Source organism: Brevibacterium sp. SIMBA_078, assembly GCF_046534565.1.
GTDB lineage: Bacteria > Actinomycetota > Actinomycetes > Actinomycetales > Brevibacteriaceae > Brevibacterium.
In genome coordinates this window covers 1-319 of sequence record NZ_JAWRYQ010000102.1, presented here as the reverse complement: position 1 = coordinate 319, position 319 = coordinate 1, and the positions used below count along the sequence as shown (strand labels likewise).

At 39.2% G+C, this 319-nt stretch carries 1 protein-coding gene; it reads right to left on the bottom strand.

Annotated elements, in window-relative coordinates; genetic code table 11:
• Positions 1-40: 40 nt before the first annotated feature.
• On the bottom strand, positions 41-319 hold a 279-nt coding region (locus tag SB749_RS19045), incomplete at its 5' end, for a phage portal protein (protein WP_410711679.1).

Here is a 319-nt window from a genome sequence, read left to right as displayed (position 1 = left end):
CCTTCGCATCTAGGACAAGATATTTTAACTTTTCTAGCCATTAGAAGTTACTCCCTTCTGTTGGTTGTTTATTGAATACTGAAGCATCCACTGTCCCCATAGCTTCGTCCTGTTCCTTCTTCATTCTCTCTAACTCTTTTTCTGCCTGTTCTTCAGTTAGTCCGTCCAATTTCATTATTGCTGTTTTCTGTGAAATAGTAGGCATACCAGCTAGTCGAGTACTGTAGATTGTTGCTTGTTCCATTTCATCATTAGGTAAACCGTCTTTGAAGTGGATTTTCACTGAAGTAGGCTGATACTCAAGCTTTTCACCAAATAC